The following is a 14,441-nucleotide window of genomic DNA, read 5'->3' as shown; positions in this document are numbered from 1 at the left end:
TGCTCCTTATTGCTGCACTGATACTTTTATCCGTTAATGGTTTAAAGTAGCAAAAATGCATTTAACGTTGTTAAGCAATAATCAAACCAACTAAATCGGTGTTAGTGATCTATCAGAAGTTTATATTAACCTTTGATTTATAATGAAAAATTGCTAGTAGTGAAAAGTTAGATTGAATAATTTACTTTTAGTTTAGTAATAATAGTAGAAAGTTATGTAAATTTAGTCGCAGAATATTGGCTTTTATGTCACAAAGATTTACAGGAAAAGAGCACTTACGGTAGGTATATTTACCGGAACGTCTATTTTAGGCTGTTTAATTTACCTTTTAACGGGTTAATACAGCATATTGTTAACAAAGCTGACGTTCTCGATATCAAATGTCGAGGGTTTTTACTCCAAAAGAACTGGATTGCGCCAAGCGTTTGGCGCAGAACCGCAAAAATCGACAGACCCTTATCTCTGTTACGTTATCATATACAATCCTGTTGACTGTGTTACCTTCCGCGCAGCTATTTTCTGACACCATTTGAGGACTCGCTACTTTGAAAAGCGTTATGTTGTATGTTTTGACCGTGCTTATTTGGGGCTCGACTTGGTTGGCGATTGAGTTTCAGCTTGGGGATGTGCCAGCACAGGTGTCTTTAGCCTATCGCTTCGCTATCGCCGCTTTTGTTATGTGGTGCTACTGCGTGTTTAAAGGTATGAATATGCGGTTTTCAAAGACAGATCATGGCTTTTTTATGGTGCTGGCCTTGTGCAATTTTGGGCTAAATTATTTAATCTTATATTGGGCGCAAAATTACCTCACCTCAGCCATGGCTTCTATTGCATTTTCAACCCTGCTTCTGATGAATATTATTAATACGCGTCTGTTCTTTGGCCGTCGCATCGCTAATCGGATATATATTGGAGCCTTGCTTGGCGTCGTTGGGTTAGGAGCATTATTTTGGCCTGACATAAAAGACCTCGATTTTACCAGTGATGCCATGCTTGGGTTGGGCCTTGCACTTGGCGGCACCTTTTTAGCATCACTGGGTAACATGGCCAGTGTTCGCAATTCATCCCATCAGGTCGGTGTTATGCAAGGTAACGCATGGGGAATGCTGTACGGTGCGGTGGCACTCGTTTGTGTGGTGTTGCTCAGTGATGCTCAATTTACTTTTTCTATGGAACTTAGCTACGTTATCTCACTGCTTTATCTCTCGTTATTTGGCACAGTGATTGCCTTTGCGTGCTACTTTTTATTATTGCGTGACATTGGTCCTGAAAAAGCCAGTTATTCCATTGTTTTATTTCCAATTGTGGCTGTGCTCTTGAGTACTGTTTTCGAAGATTTCGTATGGCACGCTAACACGGTATTTGGATTTGTATTAGTACTAGTAGGAAATGCCATTGTACTCACGCCATTAGCAAAAGTTAGAAATTGGTTAGGGTAGGTCGTTAGGTGAGTTGGAGGTGGTTAATTTGGTATCCGGCCGAAAGTGGCCCAACGAAAGCGCGTTAATACAACGCGCTGCGTGTCGAAACAATTTAGTAAAGGTTGAGCGCTTCACTAAGCCGTGTGATTAAATCGAATGGCGATCAAAACCCCAAACACACTTAACAGCCATGCACCAAGGTCACCAAAATAACGATAGGGTGTGGTCCCAGTGACTTTTTGTACTTCATCATTTAACACGCCGGTCTCGAACTGAGGTAAGCGGCTTTGTACCTCGCCGTTTGCGTTGATAAACGCAGTAATACCGTTGTTTGTTGAACGTAGTACTGGCAAGCCGAATTCCTTTGCACGGACCTGTGCAATTTCTAAATGTTGCGCAGGGCCATGGGAATGACCGAACCATGCATCGTTACTGACAGTAATAATGAAGTCAGTATCGGCGTAGAGATTTTGTCGGATTTGCCCAGGAAACGCGATTTCAAAACACAGTGCAGGCGCAAAATGATAGCCATTGGCCACTAAATTCGCTTGTTGGTAATCGCCACGGGTGAATGACGACATGGGTAGATCAAATATGGGCGCTAAGCCTCGCAACCAATCTTCCATTGGAATGAATTCACCTATGGGTAATAGGTGGTGTTTATCGAACCGATTAGATTGAGGATAATGATAATGCCCGTCGTTATCCGTAGCCTCCTTGAGCCCAACACCAATAATGCTGTTGTACGCTTGACGCGTTTCAAAATTGTAGTTAACGATGCCAGTAAGCAAACCTACGCGATGCTCTGCGGCTTCTTGATCGAGTTGCATCAGATAATCCACCGCTATCGGCTCAAGTTGCGGTATCGCAGCTTCAGGCCAAATAATGACTTGGTTGTCCCAATGCGCTTCTGTTAGCTCAAGATATTTCTGCATAGTAGGCCAGTCTTGCTCTGGTGCCCAACGTATATCTTGGGCTATGTTACCTTGCACCATGGCTATTTTAACTGGCTTATCAACAGAGGAGACCCAATTATATTGGTTCAACGTCCAGCCACTGAGGTACACGAACATCGCCAACACGACAGGCGCCATGTAACGCTTATTCATAAACCACACAGCAGATGCAGCACAAAGCGCCACGAGTAAAGCGGCAACACCAAACTCGCCTATTACAGGGATCCAACCTGCCAAAGGACTTGATACTTGGCTATAGCCTATGGAAAGCCACGGAAAACCAGTTAAAAATATGCCTCTTGCCCATTCGCACAGCAACCAAACGAAAGACAGCGCAAGGCCCCATACTGTTGGCGTAAAATAACGCTTTGCTAATTTGCTAAAAAGCATAGGATACAGGGCTAAATAACTGCACAGCAATACCATTAAACCGACTGAGCCTACCAGAGGCAAGCCACCGAAATCGGCGATGCTCACATGTACCCAACTGATACCTACACCAAACCAGCCTAAACCAAAACTAAAGCCTAATTTGGTTGCTTGCTCCGGAGGGGCTTTGTATAAGACACATAAGTATGCCGTGAGGGCGATGGGCATCACTGCCCAATACGAAAAAGGAGCGTAGCTTAGGGTTAAGCTCGCTCCAAGTAATAATGATAAAATATATAGCATGCGCGTTATGGCACCTAATCTTCGCTGTGGGGAAGGGTAACCTTTAATTGAATAAGGCGTCTGGAGTCAGAGTTGGTAACCGTAAAAACGAAACCATTGATGCTGACTTTCTCATCGCGCATGGGCATATGACCAAACGCTTTTAGCACAATCCCACCTATGGTATCGGCCTCTTCTTCGTCAAAATCAGTTTTAAAGAATTCGTTGAAATCTTCTAATTCTGTAAGCGCTTTGACTGAATAAGTGTGTTTGTTTAAAGCACGTATATTATCGGTATTGGTTTCTTCAGCGTCATGTTCATCTTCAATTTCACCGACGATCAGCTCGAGAATATCCTCGATAGTCACTAAGCCTGAAACACCGCCGTATTCATCCACTACAATGGCCATATGAAAGCGCTTTTGTTGGAACTCTTTCAGTAGCACATCAACCCTTTTACTTTCAGGCACGATCACTGCGGGGCGAAGTACCTGCTTGAGCTCAAACTCTTTGCCCGGAAGAAATGCGTATTTTAGTAGATCTTTAGCGAGGATGATCCCTTCAATATGATCTTTGTCTTCGCTGATGACAGGAAAACGGGAGTGGGCCGAATCTAGCATGATCGGTAAAAATTTATCTACAGTCTCGGTAATATCAATAGTGGTCATTTGAGCACGAGGGATCATGATCTCTCTAACACGCATCTCACTGACTTCCATGACGCCTTCGATCATCTCGCGAGTTTCTTGATTGATGACTTCTCGTTGTTCTGCATCAGTGATGACAGAGAAGAGTTCGTCTTTGCTTTTCGGTTCTCCCGTGAATGATTGGACTATTTTATCCAACCAACCTTTGTTGGCAGAACCGCTAGTAGAGGGGGGGTTATCTTCGCTCATGATCTCGTTAAATTATGGTTTGAGTGGCTATCATCATTGATCTTGGTAAGGGTCGTCAATCGAAAACTGTTTAAGTATATCAACCTCTAACGCTTCCATCTCTTTTGCTTCATCATCGTTAATGTGGTCAAAGCCCAATAAATGCAAGGCTCCGTGAACGATCATATGCGCCCAATGATGGTGTAATTTTTTGTGTTGTTCGTCGGCTTCGTGCGCTACAACATCGGCACAAACGACTAAATCACCCAATAGGTTCAAGCTTAAACCCGGTGGCGCTTCAAAAGGAAAAGATAACACATTAGTCGGTTTGTCTTTCCCTCTGTAGGTAAGATTCAGTTCTTGGCTTTCTTGTGTCTCAACGATCCGCACGGTAAGTTCATGCTCTGACAGTTGTTGATGTGCAAGAACCGCATTCAACCAACGCTGAAAATCGTCAGCGCTGGGTAAATTGGCAGCATCACTGGCGACTTGCAGATCAACAATTGCACTCATGAATTGTCGCTTTGTTGCTGAGTATGTTCTGCTTTCTTTTGAATACGAATACGTTCTTGCTGTGTTTCGTAGTCTTCGTAGGCCATAACGATTCGGGCAACCACAGGGTGGCGCACTACATCGTTGGCGTTAAAGAAGTTAAATGAAATATCGTTAACATCCTTTAATACTTCGATGGCGTGGCGAAGACCTGAGCGCGTTCCTCGTGGTAAATCGACTTGAGTAATGTCCCCCGTGATCACCGCTTTAGAATTAAAACCAATACGCGTCAAAAACATCTTCATTTGTTCTACAGTCGTGTTTTGGCTCTCATCTAGAATAATGAAAGCATCGTTAAGTGTGCGCCCACGCATATAAGCTAAGGGGGCTACCTCAATAACATTACGTTCAATCAATTTTTCGACTTTTTCAAAGCCAAGCATTTCAAACAAGGCATCATAAAGCGGGCGCAGGTAAGGGTCGACTTTTTGGGATAAATCACCAGGTAAGAAGCCTAACTTTTCGCCGGCTTCCACTGCAGGACGAGTGAGCAGAATACGGCGGATCTCCTGACGCTCTAAAGCATCGACTGCTGCGGCAACCGCGAGATAGGTTTTACCGGTACCGGCAGGTCCAATACCAAAGCTGATATCATGGGTTAAGATATCCGATACGTATTTCGACTGGTTTGGATTGCGCGGTTTAATCACACCCCGTTTGGTTTTGATATGTACTTCTTTGCCGTAATGGCCTGCTTCTGCGCGCTCGAGACATTTAGCCTCTTGGATCGCGAGGTGAACCTGATCAGATTCTAAATCAGGGATTTCGCCGCGCACAGGCTGAGTTTCAATATACAACAACTTAAGTAACTGGGCCGCACCACTGGATTGTAGTGGTTGGCCTGTCACTTTAAATTCATTACTGCGATAGGTAATTTCTACCCCTAGGCGGCGTTCAATTTGTTTAATATTGTCATCAAACGGTCCACATAAACTGGCCAAACGTTTTAAGTCAGATGGCTCTAATACGATTTCATTACTGGTAAGTTTGCTCAATCGGTATCTCTCGGTTATTTAATGTTTATCAATGTGCTGGCACAAACTGAGCGACGCCTAAGGCGTCGGTTTTATTTGTTTGCTTGGCCAATATGGCCTGAGGCGCCACATTGATACGTAAATTCATGTCGGCTTCTTTGCGTAGAACATCTCCGCGCAATGAGTTGGCAAACACATCTGTGATTTTTACATCTACAAAGCCGCCAATCATATCCGGACTGCCTTCAAAGTTAACCACTCGGTTGTTTTCAGTACGCCCAGAAAGCTCCATCGGATTTTTTTTAGATGGGCCTTCTACTAATACTCGTTGTTCGCTGTCAATCATATTCCGAGCAATGCGCAATGCTTGCTGGGTGATGCGATTTTGCAATAGCTGTAAACGCTCTTTTTTCGTTGTTTCAGATACGTCGTCGGGTAAATCTGCTGCCGGCGTACCCGGACGCGCACTGTAAATAAAGCTAAAGCTCAAATCGAAATCCATCGCTTGGATCAAATCCATTGTCGCTTCAAAATCAGCGTCAGTTTCACCTGGAAATCCGATGATAAAGTCTGATGACATACTTAAGTTGGGACGAATCTTCCTAAGCTTACGAATTTTCGACTTGTACTCTATTGCAGTATGGCCTCGCTTCATTAAATTCAAGACACGATCTGAGCCTGACTGTACAGGCAGGTGTAAATGATCAACTAATTCAGGGATGGTCGCGTAAGCATCAATGATATCGTCAGTGAACTCAACGGGATGTGATGTGGTGTAACGAATACGGTCAATACCATCAATTGAAGCAACCATTTCTAGTAACTCAGCAAAGGTACAAATCGCGCCATCATGATGTGGGCCACGAAACGCATTCACGTTTTGGCCTAACAAATTGACTTCACGTACACCTTGTTCTGCAAGCTGTGCGACTTCAAGTAATACATCATCGACTGGACGACTGACTTCTTCACCCCGGGTATAAGGTACCACGCAGAAAGTACAATATTTTGAGCAACCTTCCATAATAGAAACAAAGGCAGTCGGGCCTTCCGCTTTGGGTTCTGGCAAGCGGTCAAACTTTTCTATCTCAGGGAAGCTAATATCAATAACGGAGGAGCTACCACCTTTGATCTGATTTATCATTTCTGGCAAACGGTGCAGCGTTTGCGGACCAAATACTAAATCTACAAATGGCGCACGCTGACGAATCACCTGACCTTCTTGCGATGCCACGCAGCCACCAACACCAATGATCAATTCAGGCTTATCTTGTTTGAGGTTTTTCCAGCGTCCCAATTGATGAAACACTTTCTCTTGGGCCTTTTCGCGGATAGAACACGTATTGAGTAAAATGATGTCGGCTTCTTCCGCGGTGTCAGCAACTTGATATCCATGGGTCGAATCCAATAAGTCAGCCATCTTCTGCGAGTCATACTCGTTCATCTGACAGCCCCAAGTTTTAATAAAAAGTTTTTTAGTCATAACGCCGTGTACTTACCTTTGATGTGAAATCTTTGCTCATAGAAAAGCAATGCAATCTGTTAATGCTCTTGATTGGGAACAACCTAAGGAGGTTAGTCGAAAAAATGGAGCAAAATCGAACCGCGTATTTTACGGGTTATTGTGACGCTAGGCTAGTTTTATCCTGTTGGAATGACACAAAATTAGGCAGAATTTAGGGTCTTGTAAACGAATTGCTACGTATCGAGTGGTTTACTGGCCATCAGCAAACAAACGCAGCTGATATATTAGTGAATAATTATGCATTTAGCCTGAGCCAATGACGCTGTTAACAGCAATAAGCTTTTTACTTATATCAATATTAATTAGGATGGGTTCTCCCTATTTACGCTCTATCCAAGCGTATACAGCCTTGCTATTCTTGCGCCCTAGAATATTTCAAAGGCGTAATTCATGAACAATTTACACAATATTGCTGTTGGTGACATTCAGGTTGCTAACGACAAACCTTTCGTACTGTTTGGGGGGATGAATGTTTTAGAATCCCGAGATATGGCCATGCGTATTGCTGAACACTACAAAGAAATTACCAGCAAACTTGGGATCCCATATGTTTTCAAAGCCTCATTTGATAAAGCCAACCGTTCATCGGTGAATTCATATCGCGGGCCGGGTATGGATGAGGGATTAGAAATTTTTGCAGAAATCAAAGCGACCTTTGATGTGCCATTAATAACCGATGTACATGAACCTGCTCAAGCAGCCCCAGTCGCTGAGGTGGTTGACGTTATTCAATTACCCGCATTTTTAGCACGTCAAACAGATTTGGTAGTCGCTATGGCTAAAACGAATGCCATCATCAACGTGAAAAAGCCACAGTTTTTAGCCCCACATGAAATGCGCCATATCATTACTAAATTTATGGAAGCCGGAAATGACAAAATAATTTTGTGCGAACGAGGCTCTAGTTTCGGTTACAACAATCTGGTTGTTGATATGCTAGGTATGGATGAAATGAAGCAATATGCTCCTGTCATTTTTGATGCCACGCATGCATTGCAAAAGCCTGGGGGCAGAACGGATTCCGCTGATGGGCGACGAGCACAAGCAGCACAGTTAGCAAGAAGTGGTATGGCGTTAGGATTAGCTGGGTTGTTTATAGAAGCACACCCGAACCCAAATGAAGCGAAATGTGATGGTCCATGTGCGTTATCATTAGACAAGTTAGAACCGTATTTACAGCAAATGTTGGCGTTAGATGACTTGGTAAAAGGTTTCGCACCGTTAGACACCAGCGCAAATTAAGTCCTGTATAACGTTTTACTTACACAACGTAAGAACTAATACAACACAATAGAGCTGAGAGGTTTTGAGCATACAGCGCAATCTGTATGCTCAGAACGTCTAGATAAAAATGCGTTAATGCTTTAAATGGATAACGCTTTACTATTCGGCCAAGGTAGCGGTTTGTGGCGCATTTCCGCCACGTTTGTCATTTGTAAGTGCAACGTCTTGTTGGCTATTGCTGAGACTTTTTTCAAGGCCAGCAACGATAACGTGTAGTGCTGGTGAACTGTCATTATTACTCATATCAGCTAACATGGATTCTAAACTCGCTTCGATTTGCTCTGTTACGTACATTGACGTTAAATCAAATTCTTGAGCGAAAGATTGTTGACTGAATACTAATGCAAATAAACTGCTTAAAATTAAATTTTTACGATTTTTCATCATTATCACCTAAAGTATATTAATGTTTAATGTAAACATATTTACTTATTTGTTAAATAAATACGCATTATGTTAACCCTTGTTTTAAAAGGGCTTTTACCTTTGACGGTTCGAATAATATACAATTTATGTTGATGATAAAAACGACAATAAGTATGGCGATGGATTAGAAAAACTAATAATGCTAGACTTTATTAAAATCTTATTCTTGTTGATGTTATGAACCGCAGACTGCCCCCACTTAACGCTCTTAAAGCCTTTGAAGCCGCAGCGCGTCATTTGAGCTTTACCCGCGCTGCTGAAGAACTCTTTGTGACACAAGCGGCTGTCAGTCATCAGATTAAATCCCTCGAAGAATTTCTATCCATGAAACTCTTTATGCGTAAAAACCGCTCTTTGTTACTCACTGAGGAAGGTCAAAGTTATTACTTAGATCTCAAAGATATTTTTCAAGCGTTACAAGAAGCGACTCAGCGGCTACTCGCCCGAGGAGAAAAGGGCGCGATCACGGTCGCTCTGCCGCCAAGTTTCGCCATTCAGTGGCTCGTTCCGCGTCTGAATCAGTTTAGCCAGTCTAACCCTGATATCGATATTAGGATCAAAGCGGTGGATTTTGACGAGGGTTTTTTAACAGATGATGTGGATGTGGCCATTTACTATGGTCGTGGCAAATGGCCAAATGTACATGCTCAGAAACTGCACACTGAATATTTAACGCCAGTATGTTCACCGCTGTTGTTCCAAGGTCAAAAGCCGCTTGAAAAATTAGAAGATTTGAAACATCACCTATTGCTACACGATTCATCAAGAGAAGCGTGGAAAAACTGGATCAAGCACTTTCGCATCCCAGGTATCAACGTAAACCAAGGGGCCATATTCAGTCACTCCATGTTAGTACTGCAAGCCGCCGCATTGGGGCAAGGTATTGCACTAGGGCACAGTGTTTTAGCGCGGCCTGAAATTGAATCAGGTCGATTAGTGTGTCCTTTTGATGAGAGACTCATCGCCACCAATGCGTACTATGCAGTATGTCACCAGTCTCAAGCTGAACTTGGCAAGATAGTCGCATTCTTACAGTGGCTGCAAAGTCAAGTAGAAGACGAACAGGAAGATGATGATTTTAACCAATAAAGCACAGGATCCGATTGCTCATTTAATACTTGCTCATGGTGCAGGGGCAGGTATGCACAGTGCGTTTATGGCGCGAGTTGCTGAATTGTTCGCCCAGCGAGGCGTCACGGTAACTCGATTCGATTTCGAGTATATGCAAAAAGCTGGTGAGTTAAACCGCAGGCAGCCGCCAGATAGAATGCCTAAGCTTCAGGCATACTTTAGCTATATTATCGCCGAGTTAGACGCTAGCTTACCGATTTTTATTGGCGGCAAGTCAATGGGAGGACGAGTGGCGACCATGTTGTTGGATGAATCAGATGCCATGGGAGGGATATGTTTTGGTTACCCATTTCATCCGCCAGGTAAATTGGACAAACTAAGAACAGGGCATTTAGCCATATTAAACAAGCCACTTTTGGTGGTACAGGGAAGTCGCGATACATTTGGCACCCAAGAAGAAGTGGCAAGCTATGATTTACCTAGCACCATTCAAACGTATTTTTTGCCTGATGGCGATCACAACTTGAAACCACGCAAGCGCTCAGGTTATACCGAAGAGGCGCACATTATTGCTGGCGCAGACGCTGGTGTTGAATTTATCCGCCAGCTTGTAACCAGTGAATGAGATCTCGGATAAGTTCAACAACAAATATACTGGGTTATCATCGCAGAAATTTATCACGCGCCGGTGCTAGATGACCTCGTCGAGATTATAAGGAACGCAAAATGAAGATTTATCTCATCGTAGGCACCGCGAGTGCGATGCTTGCGGTTATACTGGGGGCATTCGCCGCCCACGGATTGAAAAACCAACTGTCTGAGAGCCTGATTGGGGTCTTTCAAACGGGCGTTCAGTATCAAATGTACCATAGCCTAGGGCTTATTTTATTGGTACTTACGGCTCAGTTTATGCCGAGTCCGCAGCTAGTGTGGTCAGCGGGTTTTATGAGCGCAGGCATAGTGTTATTCAGTGGTAGTTTATATTTATTGGCCATCACTGGGATTAAATGGTTCGGACCGGTCACGCCGTTAGGTGGTCTGTGCTTTATCATCGCGTGGGCGTTATTCATTTACGCAGCAGTTAAAGGGTTAAAATAGATAATGGCAGGATTAGCATTATATTGTCGTACTGGCTTTGAAAAAGACTTAGCCAATGAAGTGATTGAAAAATGTGCTGAGCTTAATGTGTACGGCTACCCAGAGCTAAAAACAAATAGTGGCTTGGTATTGTTCCATTGCTATCAAGCAGAAGACGCTGACAGGCTAGCCAAAACGTTACCTTTAACTACATTGATATTCGCCCGTCAGCTTTTTGCTTTTAGCGAACGATGTGAGCAACTCGATACCAATGATAGGATCGGCCCAATCCTAAATGGTTGTATTGAATTTCCTGAATGTGGTGAATTACGCGTTGAGCATGCAGACAGCACACAAGGGCGCGAGATTTCAAAATTTTGCCGAAAAATAAGTGTACCACTGCGCCAAGCGCTCAGGGGAAAACGCATTTTAACGCCGCTGGAGCGCAGTAATCTGCCTGTCTGTCATGTGTATTTTGAAGACAGCACCACCGCTATTGTGGGTTATTCTTACCCTGCTAATAACTCGCCCTATCCGTTGGGCATTTTACGCTTGAAGTTTCCCAATGAAGCGCCTAGTCGCTCCACATTGAAACTGGACGAAGCATTTCAATTATTTATTCCCAAAAAAGAACAGGCAAAACGTTTATCGGGTGGCTTACATGCCGTTGATTTAGGTGCCTGTCCAGGCGGCTGGACTTACCAACTGGTGAAACGCGGCATGTTTGTTGAAGCAGTGGACAACGGCGCCATGGACGATGCACTTATGGCGACAGGGCAGGTACGCTATTGCCCAGAAGATGGTTTCAAATTTCAGCCAAGAAAAAACAATGTGTATTGGTTGGTGTGTGACATGATTGAGCAACCTCAGCGTGTGGCGAAACTAATGGCCACTTGGATAGCCACTAAGCGTTGCCAAGAAACCGTATTTAATCTCAAATTGCCGATGAAAAAGCGTTATGAATCCGTTAAAGAAGCATTGCAAATCATCGATCAGTGTATTGATCAACATCGCGCAGGGCCGTATGATCTGAAAGTTAAACACCTTTATCATGACCGTGAAGAGGTAACTGTTCACATGCGATTAAACACATAATAGATCGTGAGCATTTTTCAGTTAGTAACATTAAAGCAATAAAAAACAAAAGCTTATAAGTAGTGCACAAAGCGATTATATATTCGTTAATATAAATTAAACCGTGCGAAGGTGTAAGCGATCAGTATAATAATGAACAGAACATAGACAGTAGTGACCATAAATGAAGAACATTGAAATAGAAGATGATTTGTACGCATATATAGCGTCTCAGACACAACACATTGGTGAGACGGCCTCAGATATTCTACGTCGTTTGGTTATGCCAGAAAATACAGTAGTGAAAACGGTTGTCGCTGCTAAACCAAGCCCAACAACGAAAAAACCAGCAGGGGATGTATTTAGTCAGATAACCACTGACGAATTAAGTGAATACCCCAAAATGGTTGAGCGATTCTTAAAGATTTTATCGGTACTTGAGAGCATGCATGGTGCTCAGTTCGATGAAGTGCTCACACTCAGTGGCAGAAATCGCGTGTACTTTGCTAAAGACAAAGAGACGTTGTTGCAAGCCAGTAGTGTGACAAACCCAAAACAGATCGGTGAATCTACGTTTTGGGTTATGACCAACAATAATACGGCTAAGAAAGCGTCGTTAATTAAGGAAGTAGCAGAAGTATTAGGCTACAACGCGAACGATGGACAACGTCTTGCCGCATTATTTGCCCCGGAATTATATGAAGACTAACTAAAGGATCTACATGGCTATTCACTCAGAAGCAGGTAAACCAGCGTCACAAGCGCAACTTGTAAACGTTGCGCATTTAATTAGTGCCTATTACAGCAATAAACCTGATAAAAGTGACGTCAGTCAAGGTGTTACTTTTGGTACATCAGGGCATCGCGGAAGTGCGTTTAAAAACACCTTCACTGATACTCACATTGCAGCGATTAGTCAGGCATTAGCAGAATATCGACAAGCCAATAGTATTACAGGTCCCATGTATGTGGGGATGGATACACATGCGCTTTCTGAAGCTGCTTTTACCACTGCCATAGAAGTACTCGCAGCAAACGGGGTCAAGCTGGTTGTTCAGCAAGACCGAGGCTATACGCCAACGCCCGTGATAAGCCATGCAATTCTTGATTATAATGAGGGCAAAGAGTCCGGTTTAAGTGACGGTGTGGTCATTACACCTTCCCATAACCCACCCGAAGATGGGGGATTCAAATATAACCCTCCTCATGGTGGCCCTGCTGATAGTGATGTGACCAATCAAATTCAAGCCCGCGCTAATGAACTCATTCATAATGATCTTCTGGATGTGAAGCGCATGTCTTATCAGGCAGCTTATGACACCGGCCTAGTCGAAGAAGTTGATTTCTCTGATAACTATATCGAGCAGTTAGATCAAGTCATCGATATGAAAGCCATTGCACAAGCAGGGTTAACTCTGGGTACAGATCCCCTAGGCGGTGCAGGTTTACATTACTGGGATAAGATTGCTAAACGATACGATTTGAGCATCGAAGTGGTAAATCGAAAAGTCGATCATCAATTTGGTTTTATGCGCAGAGATAAAGACGGCAAGATACGGATGGACTGCTCCTCACCTTATGCAATGGCTGGCTTAATTGATCTTAAAGATCGTTTTGATTTAGCGTTTGGTAATGATCCCGATTTCGATCGTCACGGTATAGTGACAAAAACCAATGGCTTGATGAATCCTAATCATTATCTGGCGGTTGCCATTGAGTATCTTTATGCTCATCGTCCGGATTGGCCCACAGGACTAAAGGTCGGTAAGACCTTGGTTTCAAGCAGTATGATTGACCGCGTGGCTCATGATGCCAATCTCACCGTGGCAGAAATGCCAGTCGGGTTTAAGTGGTTTGTTCAAGGTCTGCTGAAAAGTGAAATTGGTTTTGCTGGCGAGGAAAGTGCCGGCGGTATCTTTTTACGTCGTAATGGTAAGCCATGGGCAACCGACAAAGACGGCATCATTTTATGTTTATTGGCTGCAGAAATTCTTGCTGTTACGGGCAAAGACCCAAGTGAACATTACCAAGCTTTCACCAAAAAATTCGGCGCACCTTTATATACGCGTATTGATGTTGCTGCGACTCACGCACAGAAACAGGCGTTAAGCAAAGCGGACAAAAATGCAATTACGTCCACTGAATTAGCTGGTGAACCAATTGTGTCCATTCAAACTCATGCATCAGGGAATAACGCCGCGATCGGCGGGGTGAAAGTGGCGACTGAAAATGGTTGGTTTGCTGCACGACCTTCAGGCACCGAAGAAATTTATAAAATTTACGCAGAAAGCTTTAATGGTGAAAAACATTTACAGCTTTTGATCAAAGAAGCACAAAATCTGGTGGCGCGTATATTTGAAAGCGTGAAGTAGCGACATTTTTTCATTTCCGTAATCACTTGTGATATTTATGTAAAGATAAAGTTTATTTAATGTAGTGATTAATTTTAAGTTAAGGCGGTTGAATACGTATTCAACCGCCTTTTTTATTTTGTTAACCTTTTTTTAACAGATTTATTTGAGTATTCCTGCTAAAACTACTCTCAGTTTATTTTT

General features: G+C 43.3%; 14 protein-coding genes. 8 read left to right on the top strand and 6 right to left on the bottom strand.

Going from position 1 to position 14,441, the window contains the following annotated elements:
• Nucleotides 1–545 precede the first annotated feature (545 nt).
• Nucleotides 546–1,439, top strand: a complete 894-nt coding sequence (locus AC0L6N_RS09085) for a DMT family transporter (RefSeq protein ID WP_473480665.1) — start codon at nucleotides 546–548, stop codon at nucleotides 1,437–1,439.
• Between the two features lie 116 nt (nucleotides 1,440–1,555).
• Here AC0L6N_RS09085 and lnt read toward each other — a convergent pair whose 3' ends face one another.
• Genes lnt through miaB form a run of 5 tightly spaced genes read right to left on the bottom strand, consistent with a single transcriptional unit; the run spans nucleotide 1,556 to nucleotide 6,912 of the window.
• A complete protein-coding gene (gene lnt / locus AC0L6N_RS09080; protein WP_473480662.1) occupies nucleotides 1,556–3,049 on the bottom strand; it encodes an apolipoprotein N-acyltransferase in 1,494 nt (497 codons plus the stop codon).
• Between the two features lie 14 nt (nucleotides 3,050–3,063).
• The gene (gene corC, locus AC0L6N_RS09075) at nucleotides 3,064–3,924 is read right to left on the bottom strand and encodes a CNNM family magnesium/cobalt transport protein CorC (protein ID WP_011575010.1); all 861 of its coding nucleotides are present in this window, start codon (nucleotides 3,922–3,924) and stop codon (nucleotides 3,064–3,066) included.
• Between the two features lie 33 nt (nucleotides 3,925–3,957).
• Complete coding sequence (gene ybeY / locus AC0L6N_RS09070; protein WP_011575009.1) at nucleotides 3,958–4,416, bottom strand: rRNA maturation RNase YbeY; 459 nt, start codon at nucleotides 4,414–4,416, stop codon at nucleotides 3,958–3,960.
• A complete protein-coding gene (locus tag AC0L6N_RS09065) occupies nucleotides 4,413–5,450 on the bottom strand; it encodes a PhoH family protein (protein ID WP_033185276.1) in 1,038 nt (345 codons plus the stop codon). Before AC0L6N_RS09065 ends, ybeY begins: the two co-directional genes overlap by 4 nt.
• 28 nt (nucleotides 5,451–5,478) lie before the next feature.
• A complete protein-coding gene (miaB, locus tag AC0L6N_RS09060) occupies nucleotides 5,479–6,912 on the bottom strand; it encodes a tRNA (N6-isopentenyl adenosine(37)-C2)-methylthiotransferase MiaB (RefSeq protein WP_473480658.1) in 1,434 nt (477 codons plus the stop codon).
• A gap of 432 nt (nucleotides 6,913–7,344) precedes the next feature.
• Between miaB and kdsA the strand changes: the two genes are divergently transcribed.
• Nucleotides 7,345–8,196 carry a 3-deoxy-8-phosphooctulonate synthase gene (gene kdsA, locus AC0L6N_RS09055; RefSeq protein WP_011575006.1) on the top strand — a complete coding sequence of 284 codons (852 nt, stop codon included), beginning with the start codon at nucleotides 7,345–7,347 and terminating at the stop codon, nucleotides 8,194–8,196.
• Between the two features lie 141 nt (nucleotides 8,197–8,337).
• Here the strand turns inward: kdsA and AC0L6N_RS09050 are convergent, their stop codons facing one another.
• Nucleotides 8,338–8,622 (bottom strand): hypothetical protein, encoded by a 285-nt coding sequence (locus tag AC0L6N_RS09050; protein ID WP_011575005.1) that lies wholly within the window; start codon nucleotides 8,620–8,622, stop codon nucleotides 8,338–8,340.
• A 219-nt stretch (nucleotides 8,623–8,841) separates the two neighbouring features.
• Between AC0L6N_RS09050 and AC0L6N_RS09045 the strand changes: the two genes are divergently transcribed.
• The 6 genes from AC0L6N_RS09045 (at nucleotide 8,842) to pgm (ending at nucleotide 14,258) form a co-directional block, all read left to right on the top strand.
• The gene (locus AC0L6N_RS09045; protein ID WP_473480655.1) at nucleotides 8,842–9,753 is read left to right on the top strand and encodes a transcriptional regulator GcvA; all 912 of its coding nucleotides are present in this window, start codon (nucleotides 8,842–8,844) and stop codon (nucleotides 9,751–9,753) included.
• The gene (locus AC0L6N_RS09040) at nucleotides 9,737–10,360 is read left to right on the top strand and encodes an alpha/beta family hydrolase (protein WP_473481299.1); all 624 of its coding nucleotides are present in this window, start codon (nucleotides 9,737–9,739) and stop codon (nucleotides 10,358–10,360) included. The genes AC0L6N_RS09045 and AC0L6N_RS09040 overlap by 17 nt, the downstream gene beginning before the upstream one ends.
• 101 nt (nucleotides 10,361–10,461) lie before the next feature.
• Entirely contained in the window at nucleotides 10,462–10,833 is a 372-nt protein-coding gene (locus AC0L6N_RS09035; RefSeq protein ID WP_473480652.1) for a DUF423 domain-containing protein, read from the top strand.
• A 3-nt stretch (nucleotides 10,834–10,836) separates the two neighbouring features.
• Nucleotides 10,837–11,907, top strand: coding sequence for a 23S rRNA (cytidine(2498)-2'-O)-methyltransferase RlmM (gene rlmM / locus AC0L6N_RS09030; protein WP_473480651.1), 1,071 nt, complete (start codon nucleotides 10,837–10,839; stop codon nucleotides 11,905–11,907).
• A 163-nt stretch (nucleotides 11,908–12,070) separates the two neighbouring features.
• A complete protein-coding gene (locus AC0L6N_RS09025) occupies nucleotides 12,071–12,595 on the top strand; it encodes a Negative modulator of initiation of replication (RefSeq protein WP_473480649.1) in 525 nt (174 codons plus the stop codon).
• 13 nt (nucleotides 12,596–12,608) lie between these two features.
• Nucleotides 12,609–14,258 (top strand): phosphoglucomutase (alpha-D-glucose-1,6-bisphosphate-dependent), encoded by a 1,650-nt coding sequence (gene pgm, locus AC0L6N_RS09020; RefSeq protein ID WP_473480647.1) that lies wholly within the window; start codon nucleotides 12,609–12,611, stop codon nucleotides 14,256–14,258.
• Nucleotides 14,259–14,441 lie beyond the last annotated feature (183 nt).

Source organism: Paraglaciecola sp. G1-13 (assembly GCF_055809255.1).
This window is presented reverse-complemented; position numbering and strand designations above follow the sequence as displayed.